Genomic DNA, 14,689 nt, shown 5'->3' on the forward strand with positions numbered 1-14,689 from the left:
CGGGTCAGTTCGGCGTCGGTCGCAGCACCAGGGAGACGAAGCCCCACGTGTCCCGGTAGGTGCGCAGCCATTCGGTGCGGCGGGCGGTGGCGGTCTCGCGTACGTGTCCGCTGTCCGGATCGGCGGGGTGGTCCAGGGCCCATGCGGCCAGGGAGCCCCAGCAGGCCCATTCGTAGGCGTCGAGTTCGGCGCGCGTGCTGACGTGCCCGTGGACGGGAGTCCACCCGTCGGCGACGACGAGGTCGACGGTGCCCGCCAGGTCGGCCAGCTCCCCGAAGATCTCCACGGCCTCCGGGGAAGGCGGCCGGTCCCAGAATCCCTCGCCGATCAGGATCCGGCCGCCGGGTGCGAGGTGCTCGCGGGCGGCGGCGAGGGTGGGCAGGAGGCCGCCGAAGGCGTGCGCGGCCCCGACGCTGACGACGAGGTCGAACGGGTGCGGGGAGGCGAACTCCACGGCCGGTCGGTGGTGGAGGACCAGCCGCCCTTCGACGCCCAGGCGTTCCGCTTCCCGCCGGGCCTGCGCCAGTGCGTCCTCGGAGATGTCGACCCCCTCGGCGCGCAGGGCCGGGCGGGCGGCCAGGGCGCGCAGGAGCCATTCCGCGCTGCCGCAGCCGAGGTCGAGGACGCGCTCGTCGCCGCGCGGGAGGCCCCGTTCCAGGAGCAGCCGTACCGAGGCGTCGTCGAGCGGGGATTTTATCGGGTGCGCGCGGTGGGCGATCCTGGAGAGGTGTTCACGGTTCACCGGCGCAGCCTGCCAGCCGCCGGCGGCCGGGCGCATCCCCATTTCGATCACCGACTCGAACGTTCCCGTATGGCGGAAGCGAGGCCGGTGCGCCCCGTACGATCTTTCCCAGTGGATCACCACGGTGCGCGCGGGCGCTCAAATGCCCCGTCGGAGAAGGAGCTTGGACGTTGTCGAACGTGGACGTGGTGCGGGAGTCCGCCGCAGCCGGGCGGGTGGTCCTCTTCGAGGAGTCGGCTCGGGACGGCGCCCAGGCGAAGACCTTGATGAGCGCCGCCTTCCGCGTGCGGCTCGCCCGTGAGCAGGGTGCGGTGTTCGGGGCCGATGGCCCTCGCCACGTGGTCTTCGCCGCGGGATTCCCCTCCGTGTGCGGCCAGGAGTTCGAGGCGACCCGGCACGTGGCCCTGGAGGCCCAGGAGTCGGTGAGTCCCTCGGCGATCTGCCGGGGCACGGTGGAGGACGTCCGGCTGGCGCTGAGCGCGGTACGGGGTGCGGCGCACGGGCGGATCATGGTGATCGTGGCCGCTTCGGAGGCCACGGCCCGGGCCCTGGTGCACGGTGACGCCCGTACCGCTCTGGAGCGGGGCCTGGACGTGGTCAAGGAGGCCGTGGACCGCGCCGACGGCACGGCGGTGGACGTGTGCCTGGTGGACGCGCCGCGCGCGGACCACGCGCTGGTGGCCGAGTACGCCGGCCGGATGACCGTGCAGGGAGCGGCCACGATCGTCCTGGCCGACACGGTCGGCGACCTGCTGCCCGGACAGACCCGGGACCTCTTCCGGCGGGTCTCCGAAGGCGCCGGTCCGGACACGGTCCTGGTCTCGCACCTCCACAACGACCTCGGGCTCGGCCTGGCCAACACGCTGGCCGCCCTGGAGAGCGGGGCGCGGGTCGCGGCCTGCTCCTGGCTGGGCATGGCCGAGCGCAGCGGAATGGTCGCCACCGAGCAGCTGCTCTTCCTCCTCGCCCACGACCCGGCCAAGGCCGCGTACGTCCTGGGACCCGGCTGCGAGCCGTGGTGGACGCAGCCGGACCTGACGCGGCTGCCGGGCATCGCCCGGATGGTGTCCGCGGAGACCGGGATACCGCTCACCGTGACCACGCCGATCGTGGGCAGCGGGGTCGCCACGATCTCCACCGGGACCCCCTTCACCCACCCGCGCACCTTCCAGCCCTACGACCCCGAGCAGCACCTCGGGCTCGCCCCGAGGGTGGTGCTGACCCACCTGGCCAGCCGGCGCGTGCTGCGCGCGGTCGCCGAACGGCTGGGCCACCAGCTGGATCCGGACCAGACCGGCGAGGCTCTGGCCTGGGTCAAGGACCGCGCCTACCGGCTGAACCAGGCCCAGATCCCCGACGCGGACTTCGCCGCGTACCTCGACGCCCTCACCACGGCCGCAGCCACCGAGACCACCCTCACCAGCGCACCCCGAACGGACTGACCCCATGTCGGACACCCGCCTTCCGGACACCGGCCTTGCGGACGCCAGCCTTGCGGACACCCGTCTTCCGGACACCGGCGCCGCCGCCGACGTCTTGCGGGCCGGAGGGGCCGTCATCCTGCCCAACCCCAGCCCGCTCACCTACGTCGTCGCCGCCACCACCCCCGGCGCCGTCAACGATGCCAAGGGCCGGCCGACCGGCCAGGAAGTCGCCCTCTGGGTCCACGACGACGCCGTCTGGGGCGAGCTGGGCACGGAACTGGCCCTGGAACCGGCCGCGCTCCGCACCGCCTTCGCCCTGCTGCGCGACGAGCAGGTCACGCTGCTGGTGCCCGTACGCGCGGACGCCCGGCCGTCGCCGTGGACCGGACCCGCGCTCCGCGACGGCCACCTGCTGCTGTTCGGGGCGCACTGGGGGCCGCTGTCAGCCCTGCTGACGGGCTTTCCGCACCTCTACGTCAGCAGCGCCAACCGGACCGGGCAGCCGCCGGCGGACACCGCGGCCCGGGCGGCGGCGATGTTCGGGCCCGGGATCCCGGTCGTCGACGCCGACGCGCTGCGCCGCCCCGGCACCCCCCACGCGGCCACCACCATGCTGCGCATCGGCTCCGGCGGGGAGCTGGCGCACGTCCGGCCAGGGGCCCAGGACCGGGCACACGGCCCGGACCCCGAGGTCTATCTGGCGCACCTGCGGGCGGCGCACGCCGGCAGGTGACGCCCCTTTGACGCCGGTCGCCGGCCGCTCGTGGGCCTATCCCGACGCCGGTCAGCCCCTGCGCGCCCCTTCGAGACGCCCGACCCGGCCCTTCTCCCCCGCCGCCCAGCAGGCTCCGTCCGCCGTGCAGGCGACCGTGTCGAAGGACCCCGCGTCCAGCGCCCGCCAGGTGCGGCCGCCGTCCCCGGTCACGTCCGTGCCCGTCGGGCCCACGGCCAGGGCCGCGCCGGCGCCGTACGGGAACCAGGCCGCGCCCGAACGGTAGGCCGGCGGCGGGGCCGTCGCCGGGGTCCAGGTGCGGCCCGCGTCCCGGGACACCGCGGCGGCCTGCGGGGAGGCTTGCCCGGTGCGGTAGTCGCCGCCGACCGCCAGGCCCTTCGTACGGTCCCTGAAGGCGAGGGCGAAGACCCCGCGCGCCGGGTCGCCCGCGGGGAGGGTGGACTCGCTGACCCGCCAGGTGAGGCCGCGGTCCGACGAGTGCAGCACCCGCGCGACGGGTCCCCCACCGGTGGCCAGCCAGACGTCGCGCGGCCCGGCGGAGACCAGGCACTGGCCGCTCGCCGCGAAGCCCGCCTCGCCGGGCAGCGCGTCCGGCATCCCGGTGTCCGGCAGCACCCGCCAGCTGCGACCGCCGTCGTCCGTGGACAGGATGCGGAACTTGCCGTCGACCGGGTCGCTCATCGCGAGCCCGTGGCGGGAGTCGAAGAAGGTGAGGCAGTCGTAGAAGGCCCGCGGGTCGGGGTTGCGGAAGGCCTCCGTCCAGGTGGCGCCGCCGTCTTCGGTGCGCAGCACCCGGGAGGCCTCGCCCTCGCCGATGGACAGGGCCACGGCGCGCCGCCCGTCGAAGGCCTCGATGTCCCGCAGCTCCAGGGCCTCCGCGACGGCCCCGGGTGGTGAGACGTCGCGCCAGCTGCGCCCGCCGTCCGAGGTGCGCAGTACGGTGCCCTTCGAGCCGGCCACCCAGGCCGTGGACCGGCTCACCGCCGCCAGTCCCCGGAAGCGGGCGTCCTTGCCGGTCTCCTTCAGCGCCCAGCGGGCACCCCGCAGTTCCCCCGGCCCGTCGGCGGCCTGCGCCGGGGCGGCCACCACCCCCAGCACCAGGGCCGCCGCGCACATGCCAACTCCCAGAAGTCTCATGGCGCCGGAAGCTAACGCACCCCGGATGCACCGTCCAGGGCGCGTCCCGGCCACGGGGCTGCCCCGGAATCCGGCCGCCGCGGGCGCGTTGCCGGGTCAGAGCAGCCCCCATGGCGTCCGGTACACCCTCAACTGCGCCACCTCGTAGGACAGCTCCGTCTCCGCCGGCTCCGGCGCCGGGTGGTACCTGCCCGCGCACACGGAGAGGTTGACGATGAGGTAGGCGGACCAGCGGCGGCCCACTCCCCGCCCGTCGCTGAAGACCCGCTTGTCGCCCAGCCACCAGACGACGGAATTCCTTCCGAACTCGACCTTGAGGTCGATCCACGCTCCGGGCCGGACCGCCGGGTCCCGGTGGTAGCGGTTGGCTTCCCTGACGTGGTTGGACAGTTCGAGGAGGTCCGGGTTGTCGGGGTGGTACTCGAAGACGTCGATCTCCTGGCCGCCGTCGCGCCAGGTCCAGATGGCGGGCCAGGCGCCGAGCTGTACGGGCAGCTTCACCCGGGCCTCCAGCACGTCTCCGGTGCGCACTTGGAAGCCGTCGTCGCTGCCCTCGGTGGTGAGCAGCCCGCAGTCCCAGTGGCCGTCGGGCCGCGGTGTCGCCCGGAAGATCCCGCCGCGGCTGTAGGAGGGGTCGCCGGTGAGGTGGTCCAGCTTGTTGTCGCCCGGGTTGACCGGGCCGCCGTCGGGATAGGCCCACGAGTGGCCGGCGATCCACTGGGAGGGAGAGGCGAAGTCGGCGGTGAAGACGGGGGTCCGGCGCGGGCGGGGCAGGAGCCGCAGCCGTTCGATCATGTCCGAGAGCATGCGGGTTATCTGCCCGCCAGGAAGCCCCGCACACCTGGATCATCACGGAACGCAATCGTATGAATACTTTGCGTTGCTACGCCGGCGATCTTGCGCGAGCGGGTGCCACGGGGTCTATGGCCAAGGCCCGCCCCCGTTACGTAAGGTCCGTTCAAGGCTGTCATGTATTACCGATGAAGGGGGCGCGGGGCGATGCCGGACACCGCGATCAGTGGGCTCGTGCGGATGTGGATCAACGGCTGGGTCGTCTCCCGCGGCGCCTCGGACCCGGTCGAGGAGCCCTGGGGCTGGACGATCGACGTCGGGCAGCCGCAGCACGTGGCCCGGCACGTGCTGCCGGAACCCTCCGAGGCCGATGTGCGCAAGATCGTCGCCGCGACGAGCGCGCCCGGGACCTGGCTCAAGCTGTTCGCCGAGGAGGAGGAGGTCCTGCCCTGGGCCGGACCGGGCTGGCGGAGCGGCGTCGCCGGCTTCCTGATGACCTGTGACCTCGTACCGCAGAGTCCCGAAGTACCGGCCGGGCACACGCTCACCCGTTGGACCCGGGGCGGCGTCAGCCGCGTGCTGGTCCGCACGGGCGAGGGGCACTTCGCCGCCCGCGGGCAGATCGCCCACGTCGGCGCCCATGCCGTGGTCGACCAGGTCGAGACCGCCGCCGAGCACCGGCGCAAGGGCCTCGGCGGCCTGGTGATGCGCACGCTCCAGAGCACCGCGTACGAGGCCGGTGCACGGACCGGCCTGCTGGTCGGCACGCCCGACGGCCGGGCCCTCTACGCAGCGCTGGGCTGGACCGTGCACGCTCCGATGACGAGCCTCTCGTACGAGCCGTCGGCGGATGTCAGCTGATGCCGGCGGTCTGCGCCAGCTCGTCCACGAGTGCCGTCAGGGCGGCCGCCAGCGCGGCGAGGCCGGGGCCGGCCGGACCGCCGGGCTCCGCCATGTAGGTGTCCCGGCGGATCTCGATCATCAGTGCGGCGACCCGGTCGTCCTTGCCGTAGTGCTCCAGCGGCACGTACGTACCGGCGAAGGGGCTGTCGAGCCCGGTGCCGCCGAAGCCCGCGAACGCCGCCCCGGCGGCGGCCAGCAGGGCCGGCGGGGTGTGGAAGGGGTCCGTGCCCAGGCAGATGGGCGGCCGGGGGCCCTCGCCGTGCAGTTCGTACGGGAGGGGCCGCGTCGGGTACGAGTGCACGTCGATGATCACGGCTCGTCCGGCGGCCTCCAGCCGGTCCTCCACGGCCCGCGTCATCGCCTGCGCGTACGGGTGGAAGTAGCGGTCGAGCAGGGGCCCGGCGTCGAATCCCTCGGGGCGCAGCCGTTCCCGGTGGGTGGAGCGGGTGTACACCGCTCCCATGCCCACGGCGAGCATCTCCTCGCGCTCGTCGGGGAACCGCTCGGGGTCGACGACGAGCCGGGACAGCCCGTTGACGAACCGCCACGGGGTGACGGCGCAGGCGGCCGCGGCCACTGCGGCGATCTGGGCGGTGTGGGAGTCGGTGATGTGGTCGAGCTCCCGCTCGAGCGCCCCGTCGGACAGCAGGATTGCGCTGCGGACCGGCTCCGGTATGACCCGTGAGGAGTGCGGTACGTGCAGGATCACCGGCGACGCACCGGCGCCGGGGAGGATCTCGAAGGACTCGGGCCGGTGGTTCACGTACGACTCCTCGGTTGTTGGCCGGCCCGTGGATGCGGGCCGGCCGGCTCGGCTGATCGGAGGACCCGCACGGCGTTTCTCCGCCGGGCGGGGCGGGACACCGGTATCAAGGGCCGGTCCCCGCTCTCGGATTGGAATCCCATGCTCTCGAACGTTCTCCGCGCGGCCGCCGGCGCCGCGCTCGCCGCCGGGCTGCTCACCGGACCAGCGGGGCCGGCTTCGGCCGCCGCCACCTGCACGTACGCACCGGACGGGAAAGCGGCCAGGAACGTGGGGACCCCCTCCGGGGACGTCGGCCGGCTGCGGCCGTACGCGGCCACGCTCCACACCAACCACGGCGCCGTGGTCTTCGAAGCCGATACCGCGAAGGCCCCGTGCACCACGAACTCCTTCGCCCATCTGGCCGGCCACAAGTACTTCGACGGGACCTCGTGCCACCGGCTCACCACCGCCGGCATCTTCGTCCTGCAGTGCGGGGACCCGACCGGTACCGGCTCCGGCGGTCCCGGCTACCGGTTCGCGGACGAGAACCTGTCGGGCGCCGTCTATCCGGCGGGCACCGTCGCCATGGCGAACGCGGGGCCGGGAACCAACGGCAGCCAGTTCTTCCTCGTGTACCGGGACACCCGGCTGCCTCCGCGCTACACCCCGTTCGGAAAGGTCACCGGGAACGCCGGGGTGCTGCGCGAGATCGCGCGGAAGGGGACCGCGGACGGCGGGAGCGACGGAGCACCGCGGCAGAAGGTCGTCATCGACTCCGTGCGCATCGCCGCCCGGTAACCGGCCGGCCGGGGCCGTCATCCGACCCGGATGCCGATGACGCACGTGTCGTCGTCCGTGTCGGAGCGGCTCGCGGCGAGGAGGCGGTCCAGCTGGCCGTCCAGGTCCCCGTCGGTGGTGGCCGCCGCCCGCACGAGGTGGCCGAGCGACTCCTGCACCGAGGAGTCCCGGCGCTCCACCAGCCCGTCCGTGAACATCAGCAGCGTGTCGCCCGGTTCGAGCTGCACCTCCCGCTCGACGTAGGCGACATCGGGCAGCGCTCCGAGGAGCAGCCCCTCGATCAGCGGGAAGGCCTCCGCCTCCCCGGCGCGGACGAGTACCGGGGGCAGGTGGCCCGCACGGGCCCAGCGCATCACCCTCGTGCGCGGGTCGAAGAGGCCGCAGACGGCCGTGGCCGTCACGTGCTTGGCCAGGTGGTGCGTGACCGTGTTGAGCCAGGACAGCAGCTGGCCGGGGCCCGCCCCGGTGACGGCGAGGCCGCGCAGGGCGTTGCGCAGGACGACCATGCCGGTGGCCGCCTCGATGCCGTGCCCGGCGACGTCGCCCACCGACAGCATGATCAGTCCGGAGGGTAGCACCACGGTGTCGTACCAGTCTCCGCCGACGAGCGCCTCGATCTCCGCGGGCCGGTAGCGGACGGCCACCCGCAGGCCCGGCGCCTCGATGGCCGGCGGGGTGGCGGGCATGATGGCGTGCTGGAGCTGGAGGGCCAGCCTGTTCCGTTCGGCGGACTCGGCCTCGGAGTAGGCGAGTTGGTCCCGGGTGGCGGCCAGGGCGACCTCGGTCCAGTGCTGGGCGGAGATGTCCTGGTAGGCGCCGCGCACGACGTGCAGCCGCTGGTCCGCGTCGAGGACGGGCTCGGCGATGACCCGGATGTGGCGGGTGATGCCGTCGGATCTGCGCAGGCGCAGGTTGACGGAGGCGGGGCGGCGGTGGCGCAGGACCGCGCGCAGGAACCGGCCGAGGGCCGCGGAGTCGTCGGGGTGTGCGTAGCCGGGGAGTTCCCGCAGCCGGACCGGGGGCGCGGTGGGCGGGAGTCCGTGGAGCGCGTAGAGCTGGGCGTTCCAGGTGGTCTCGCCGGTGAGGAGGTTCTCTTCGAAGCCCCCGATGCGGCCGAGGCGCTGGGCGTGCTGGAGGAGGCTGGCCAGCCGGGCCGTTTCGTCCTGGATCCGCCAGATCAGCAGGACGGCGGATCCGTGGCGGCTGACGCTGATGTCGGCCACCGAGGTCACCGGGATCTGGTCGACGAGTGCGGTCAAGCTCATGCGTTCGGCGCGGAACGGCTCGCCCGTCGCGTGCACGCGCTCGATGATGTCGAAGAGTCCGCTCTCCCCAGCGGCCAGCGGGTAGGCCTCCAGGAGCAGGGCGCCGTTGACGTCGCCGCGCGGGCGTCCCACCGGGTCGACGAAGCGGCTGCCGGTGTGCCGGATCCGGAAGTCGGCGAGCCGGCCCTCGGGGTCGAGGACCGGGGTGAGGACCACGGCCGGGTCGTGGAGCCCCTCGGCGAGGTCGATGAGCTCGGCGACGTCCGGGAGGAGCGCCTCGGTCGCCGCGGGGTCGAGCGGGGGCGCGGCGTCCATGGTGCGGGCGCACAGCTCGGCGAGGGCTTCCACCTGGCGCTCGACCGAGGGTGCCTGGGGTTCCAGGGGCCGCGGCCAGCAGATCTCCAGAACGCCCTGGATGCGGCCGCCCGTTCCCGTGGGCACCGTCATCCGTCCGCCGCCGGGCCACTCGGCGCGGCCGATGGAGGGGAGTCCTTCCCGGTCGAGGTCGGTGAGGGTGACCAGCCGGCGTTCCGCCAGCGCGAGGCGGGCGGCGGTGGAGACGCCCGGGGGTACGTGGCGCCAGCGGACGGCCTCCCTGGGCGGGAACCCGGCGTGGCCGGCGAGGGCCAGCGAACCGTCGGGTTCGGCCGTCCAGACGGCCACCGCGACCGCTCCGAGGGGGCTCAGGGCGTTGGTCAGGAGGGACTCGGCCACCGCCTGGGTGTCGGCGGTGACGGCCAGCACCCCGCTCTCGGCGGTGCGCAGGCGCACCGACACGGTGGAGTGCCGGCCGGCGGGTCCGGAGCCGCCGGTACCGGCAGCCGTACCCGTACCCGCGTCCGTACCCGCGTCAGTACCCCCGTCCGTACCCGTGCGTTCGACGAACTCGGCGGCGATCGCGCTGACATGGTCGCGGGAGGCCTGGTTGACGATGTCGGCGGCGAGTGCGAGGGGGGACATCCCGCTCTCGCGGCTCAGCACGTCGAGCTGGCGGGCCGCCGCGGCCGGGGTGCAGTTCAGCTGCCCGATCAGGATGCCCTTGGCCAGCTCGACCAGGGCCCGCCCGTCGGCGGCCGCTTGTGCCTCCAGGACCTCCCGGCGCAGCCGTTCCACCGTGGCGACGAGGCGCCCCAGCGGAGTCGGAGACTGCTGCGGTACGAGGCCCGCGGGCCGCTCGCCGTCCGGGGTTCCCGGCCCGCGGACGGCGTCGTACCGGTGCGTGTCGCCGGTCATCGGGTGAGCCGGCGGCGGATGCGGGCGATGAGGTCGTCGGCGTCCACCGGCTTGGTGACGTAGTCGCTGGCTCCCGCGGCGAGGCTCTTCTCCCGGTCCCCGGGCATCGCCTTGGCCGTGACCGCGATGATGGGCAGATCGGCGTACTGCGGCATCCGCCGGATCTCGGCGGTGGCGGCGTAGCCGTCCAGCTCCGGCATCATCACGTCCATCAGGACGATGTCGACCCCGGTGTTGCGGACGAGGGCGTCGATGCCCTTGCGCCCGTCCTCGGCGTGGAGCACCCGCATGCCGTGCAGTTCCAGGACCCCGCTGAGGGCGAAGAGGTTGCGCGCGTCGTCGTCGACGACGAGGACGGTGCGTCCGGCCAGGTCGCCTTCGACCACGTGATCGGCGTGCGGGCGGCGCGCGTCGCCGTGGACCAGGGGCAGGACGTCTCCCGGCTGTTCGGCGGACAGGTGCAGGGCGATGCGTTCGCGCAGCTCGTCCAGGCTGGAGAGCAGTTCCACGCGGTGTGACGCGGCCCGCTGTCGCAGGGCCTCCTCCTGGCCGGGCCGCACGCGGGGGTTGTTGTGCGCGAGGACGGGGAGCGAGGCGAGGGCCGGGTCTCCGTCGAGGGCGTCGAGGAACCGGAGGGCTTCACCGTCGGGCAGGTCCAGTTCCAGGACCACGCAGTGGAAGGAGTGCGCCGCCAGGGCGGCGGCGGCCTCGCGGGAGCCGGTGGCGTTGACCACGTGGATGCCGCCCCGCTCCCCCGTGCCCCGGTGGCCGGGGGCGAAGTCCCGGTCGGCGCTTTCGGCGACGAGGGAGAGCAGGCCGTTGGTCCGCTCCTCGATCACCAGCAGCCGTCGCGGCTTGCGCTGTTCGGGGAGTTCGGGCTTGCCCGGACGGTTGCCCGGACCCTTCGCCGCTCGGTACGGGGCCCCAGGCGGGAGCGCCGGGACGGCTTCGGAGGAGGAGGCGTCCTCGTAGTCCGCACGGCTGACCGGCAGGTAGAGGGTGAAGGTGCTGCCCTGGCCGGGGGTGCTCTCCGCGGTGACGGCGCCACCGAGGAGCTGGGCGATCTCGCGGCTGATGGACAGCCCGAGACCGGTGCCGCCGTACTTGCGGCTGGTGGTGCCGTCGGCCTGCTGGAAGGCTCCGAAGACGGACTCCAGCTGCTGTTCGGGGATGCCGATGCCCGTGTCGCGCACCCGGAAGGCCAGCATCGGACCGCGCCGGGAGAGCCCGGCGGGCAGCTCGGGGGCCGCGGCCGGTTCGATGCGGAGCTCGACGCCGCCGCGCTCGGTGAACTTCACGGCGTTCGACAGGAGGTTGCGCAGGATCTAGCGCAGCCGGGAGTCGTCGGTGAGCAGGTCGTCGGGGGCGCCGGGGGCGGTGGTGACGGTGAAGTCAAGGCTCTTCTGCGTGGTCATCGGCCGGAAGGTGGCGTCGACGTACTCCAGGAGCTGGGGCAGGTGCACCCGCTCGGGGTGGATGTCCATCTTCCCGGCCTCGACCTTCGACAGGTCGAGGATGTCGTTGATCAGCTGGAGGAGGTCCGAACCGGCCGAGTGGATGATGCCGGCGTACTCGACCTGCTTGGGGGTGAGGTTGCGGGCGGGGTTCTGGGCGAGCAACTGGGCCAGGATCAGCAGACTGTTGAGCGGGGTGCGCAGCTCGTGGCTCATGTTGGCCAGGAACTCGGACTTGTACGTGGAGGCCAGCGACAGCTGCTGCGCGCGGGTCTCCAGCTCCTGCCGGGCCTGCTCGATCTCCAGGTTCTTGGCCTCGATGTCGCTGTTCTGGCTGGCGAGGAGCGCGGCCTTCTCCTCCAGTTCGGCGTTGGAGCGCTGGAGTTCCTCCTGCTGGACCTGGAGTTCCTCGGAGCGGGCCTGGAGTTCACCGGTCAGCCGCTGGGACTCGCCGAGGAGCTCGTCGGTGCGGGCGTTGGCGACGATCGTGTTGACGTTGGCGCCGATCGCCTCCATCAGCTGGGCCAGGAAGTCGCGGTGGACCGGATTGAAGGCGGAGAAGGAGGCGAGCTCGATCACTCCGAGGATCTGGTCGTCCACCACGATCGGCAGGATGATCAGGCTGCCCGGGGTGGTGTGGCCCAGCCCGGAGGAGATCACGTAGCCGGCGGGAACCTGGTCGGTGGCGATGATCCGGCGGCTGCGGGCCGCCTGTCCGACGAGGGACTCCCCGAGGGCGAAGGCGGCGCCCTCCTGGGCGGCGGCGGAGCGCCCGTAGGAGCCGACGAGGGTGAGCACGGTGGCGCCGGGGCGGTCCTCGGCGAGGTAGAAGGCGCCGTACTGGGCGGCGACCAGCGGGGTCAGTTCGTCCATGACGAGCTCGGCCACGGCGGCCAGGTCCCGGTGGCCCTGCATCAGGCCGGAGATGCGGGCCAGGTTCGACTTGAGCCAGTCCTGCTCCTGGTTGGCCCGGGTGCTTTCGCGGAGCGAGCCGACCATGGAGTTGATGTTGTCCTTGAGTTCGGCGACCTCGCCCGAGGCGTCGACCGTGATCGAGCGGGTCAGGTCGCCCTCCGCGACCGCACTGGCGACCTCGGCGATGGCCCGGACCTGTCGGGTCAGGTTGCCGGCCAGCTCGTTGACGTTCTCGGTCAGCCGCTTCCAGGTGCCGGAGACCCCTTCGACCTCGGCCTGGCCGCCGAGCCGGCCCTCGCTGCCCACCTCGCGGGCGACGCGGGTGACTTCGGCGGCGAAGGCGGACAGCTGGTCGACCATCGTGTTGATGGTGGTCTTCAGCTCCAGGATCTCCCCGCGGGCGTCCACGTCGATCTTCTTGGACAGGTCGCCGTTGGCGACGGCCGTGGTGACGAGGGCGATGTTGCGGACCTGGCCGGTGAGGTTGTTGGCCATGGAGTTGACGTTGTCGGTGAGGTCCTTCCAGGTGCCCGCCACATTGGGCACCTGTGCCTGGCCGCCGAGCCGGCCCTCGGTGCCCACCTCGCGGGCCACGCGCGTCACTTCGTCGGCGAAGGCGGACAGGGTGTCGACCATCGTGTTGATGACCCCGGCCAGCGCGGCGACCTCGCCCTTCGCCTCCACCATGATCTTCTGCGAGAGGTCGCCGCGGGCCACGGCGGTGGCCACCTGGGCGATGGAGCGCACCTGGCCGGTGAGGTTGGAGGCCATGACGTTGACGTTGTCGGTGAGGTCCTTCCAGGTGCCGGAGACTCCCCGGACCGTGGCCTGACCGCCCAGGTTGCCCTCGGTGCCGACCTCGCGGGCCACCCGGGTGACCTCGTCGGCGAAGGCGGACAGCTGGTCGACCATCGTGTTGATGGTCTCCTTCAGCTCCAGGATCTCCCCGCGCGCGTCCACCCGGATCTTCTGGGTCAGGTCGCCCTGGGCCACGGCGGTGGTGACCTCGGCGATGGAACGCACCTGGGCGGTCAGGTTGTCGGCCATGACGTTGACCGACTCCGTCAGGTCCTTCCACGTACCGGAGACGCCCTTGACGTCCGCCTGGCCGCCGAGCCGGCCCTCGGTGCCGACCTCGCGGGCCACGCGGGTGACCTCGCCGGCGAATCCGGAGAGCTGGTCGACCATCGTGTTGATGGTCTCCTTCAGCTCCAGGATCTCCCCGCGCGCGGTGACGGTGATCTTCTGCGACAGGTCGCCCTTGGCCACGGCGGTCGCGACCTGGGCGATGGAGCGCACCTGGGCGGTCAGGTTTCCCGCCATGAAGTTGACGGAATCCGTGAGGTCCAGCCAGGCGCCGCCGACGCCGGGCACGTCTGCCTGACCGCCCAGCGTCCCCTCGGTGCCGACCTCGCGGGCCACCCTCGTCACCTCGGAGGTGAACAGCGACAGCTGGTTGACCATCCCGTTGAAGACGGTGGCGATCTCCCCGAGCAGCCCGTCCGCCGCATCGGGCAGCCGCGTACGGAAGTCCCCGTCACGTACCGCGGTCAGCCCGGCCAGCAGCCTGCGCAGCTCCGCCTCACCGATCCCGCCCTCACCGGGGAACGGGGGCACCCCGCCCGCTGAACCCGTGCCCGCCCGCTCGGCCATCCGCCCCACACCTCACACTCGTAACCGACACTCCGACGAACGGGACAAGAAGGCCCCCGGTTCCGGGGCGCACGGATGCGCCCGACTCCACGGGGATCCCTCTTCGCCGCACCACCGGTCCGGTGAAGGCTAGCGCCGCCGAAGGGACGATAAGGCACGGTCGATCACACCGGGGACGGCGCATCCCGCCTGCGGGAACACCAAGTGGGCCGGAGCCATTCCGCAAGCCCTCCGCGGCCGGGCCGAACTCCCCTGGGAACAAGAGCTTCCGCACGCTCCTGGGTGACCCTGCGGGTTCCGGGTAGACGAACCGGCGGAACGCACACACCACGGAGGAAACGGGGGTGAAGGGGATGGCGGTCAAGGCAGTGGGCTGGGCCCGGTCGTTTCCCGTCGCGGAGGGTGTCCGGGCGGCGCGGGAGTGGACGGCGGACCACCTGGCGTCGCTGCCGTGGGGCGAGTCGGCGGACGACCCGGTGTACTCCGTGCTGATCTGTGTCTCCGAACTCGTCACCAACGCGCACCTGCACGCGGCCGGCACCGCACACCTGGTACTGACCTGGGACGGCTGCTGCCTGCACGTCAGCGTGGCGGACTCCGATCCCCGGCTGCCCCGGCACCGGGACCCCGACGCGGACGCGAGCGCCACCTCGGGGCGCGGGCTGGGGATCGTCACCGCACTGGCCGATTCCCTGGACGTCCACGCCTGCCACGGCGGGAAGGCGATCACCGCGTGCTTCCGGCCCGGCGGCGGGCCGGACCCGCACGCGCTCACGCCGCGCCTCTAGGGGGTGTCTTGTCGATCAGGCCGGGCTCGCGGGGCCTGGCACCGCGCCTCGCCGCGTTGTCGTCACTCGCCGACTTCCCCAAGCTCTCGGCTCCGCTCGAGCAGGGG

The 14,689-nt window shown here is 73.1% G+C and carries 10 protein-coding genes and 1 pseudogene; 5 read left to right on the forward strand and 6 right to left on the reverse strand.

Annotation, left to right across the window (positions count from 1 at the left end):
• Window positions 1-4 precede the first annotated feature (4 nt).
• On the reverse strand, window positions 5-742 hold the full coding sequence (locus tag ACIA8F_RS15715) for an SAM-dependent methyltransferase (protein WP_399379102.1): 738 nt from the start codon (window positions 740-742) through the stop codon (window positions 5-7).
• 179 nt (window positions 743-921) lie between these two features.
• Here ACIA8F_RS15715 and ACIA8F_RS15720 point away from each other — a divergent pair, with 179 nt between their 5' ends.
• Together ACIA8F_RS15720 and ACIA8F_RS15725 are read left to right on the forward strand one after the other, a co-directional pair.
• Window positions 922-2,184 carry a 2-isopropylmalate synthase gene (locus tag ACIA8F_RS15720; protein WP_399379130.1) on the forward strand — a complete coding sequence of 421 codons (1,263 nt, stop codon included), beginning with the start codon at window positions 922-924 and terminating at the stop codon, window positions 2,182-2,184.
• A gap of 4 nt (window positions 2,185-2,188) precedes the next feature.
• Complete coding sequence (locus ACIA8F_RS15725) at window positions 2,189-2,899, forward strand: hypothetical protein (RefSeq protein ID WP_399379103.1); 711 nt, start codon at window positions 2,189-2,191, stop codon at window positions 2,897-2,899.
• 51 nt (window positions 2,900-2,950) lie between these two features.
• On the opposite strand, the gene ACIA8F_RS15730 is transcribed toward ACIA8F_RS15725, so the two are convergent.
• A complete protein-coding gene (locus ACIA8F_RS15730) occupies window positions 2,951-4,036 on the reverse strand; it encodes a WD40/YVTN/BNR-like repeat-containing protein (RefSeq protein ID WP_399379104.1) in 1,086 nt (361 codons plus the stop codon).
• Window positions 4,037-4,132: 96 nt separating this feature from the next.
• A complete protein-coding gene (locus tag ACIA8F_RS15735) occupies window positions 4,133-4,831 on the reverse strand; it encodes a beta-glucanase (RefSeq protein WP_399379105.1) in 699 nt (232 codons plus the stop codon).
• A gap of 204 nt (window positions 4,832-5,035) precedes the next feature.
• Here ACIA8F_RS15735 and ACIA8F_RS15740 point away from each other — a divergent pair, with 204 nt between their 5' ends.
• On the forward strand, window positions 5,036-5,689 hold the full coding sequence (locus ACIA8F_RS15740; protein ID WP_399379107.1) for a GNAT family N-acetyltransferase: 654 nt from the start codon (window positions 5,036-5,038) through the stop codon (window positions 5,687-5,689).
• On the opposite strand, the gene ACIA8F_RS15745 is transcribed toward ACIA8F_RS15740, so the two are convergent.
• Window positions 5,682-6,494, reverse strand: coding sequence for an N-formylglutamate amidohydrolase (locus ACIA8F_RS15745; protein WP_399379108.1), 813 nt, complete (start codon window positions 6,492-6,494; stop codon window positions 5,682-5,684). The two genes, ACIA8F_RS15740 and ACIA8F_RS15745, sit on opposite strands and share 8 nt — an antisense overlap.
• 141 nt (window positions 6,495-6,635) lie before the next feature.
• Between ACIA8F_RS15745 and ACIA8F_RS15750 the strand changes: the two genes are divergently transcribed.
• On the forward strand, window positions 6,636-7,274 hold the full coding sequence (locus ACIA8F_RS15750; RefSeq protein ID WP_399379110.1) for a peptidylprolyl isomerase: 639 nt from the start codon (window positions 6,636-6,638) through the stop codon (window positions 7,272-7,274).
• A gap of 17 nt (window positions 7,275-7,291) precedes the next feature.
• Here the strand turns inward: ACIA8F_RS15750 and ACIA8F_RS15755 are convergent, their stop codons facing one another.
• Window positions 7,292-9,772 (reverse strand): SpoIIE family protein phosphatase, encoded by a 2,481-nt coding sequence (locus ACIA8F_RS15755; RefSeq protein ID WP_399379111.1) that lies wholly within the window; start codon window positions 9,770-9,772, stop codon window positions 7,292-7,294.
• A pseudogene (locus ACIA8F_RS15760) lies at window positions 9,769-13,794 on the reverse strand (HAMP domain-containing protein). The gene ACIA8F_RS15755 and the pseudogene ACIA8F_RS15760 overlap by 4 nt, the downstream one beginning before the upstream one ends.
• Before the next feature lie 353 nt (window positions 13,795-14,147).
• Between ACIA8F_RS15760 and ACIA8F_RS15765 the strand changes: the two are divergent.
• On the forward strand, window positions 14,148-14,582 hold the full coding sequence (locus ACIA8F_RS15765; RefSeq protein WP_399379112.1) for an ATP-binding protein: 435 nt from the start codon (window positions 14,148-14,150) through the stop codon (window positions 14,580-14,582).
• Window positions 14,583-14,689: the final 107 nt, after the last annotated feature.

The sequence above is a fragment of the Streptomyces sp. NPDC051563 genome, from assembly GCF_044454225.1.
GTDB lineage: Bacteria > Actinomycetota > Actinomycetes > Streptomycetales > Streptomycetaceae > Streptomyces.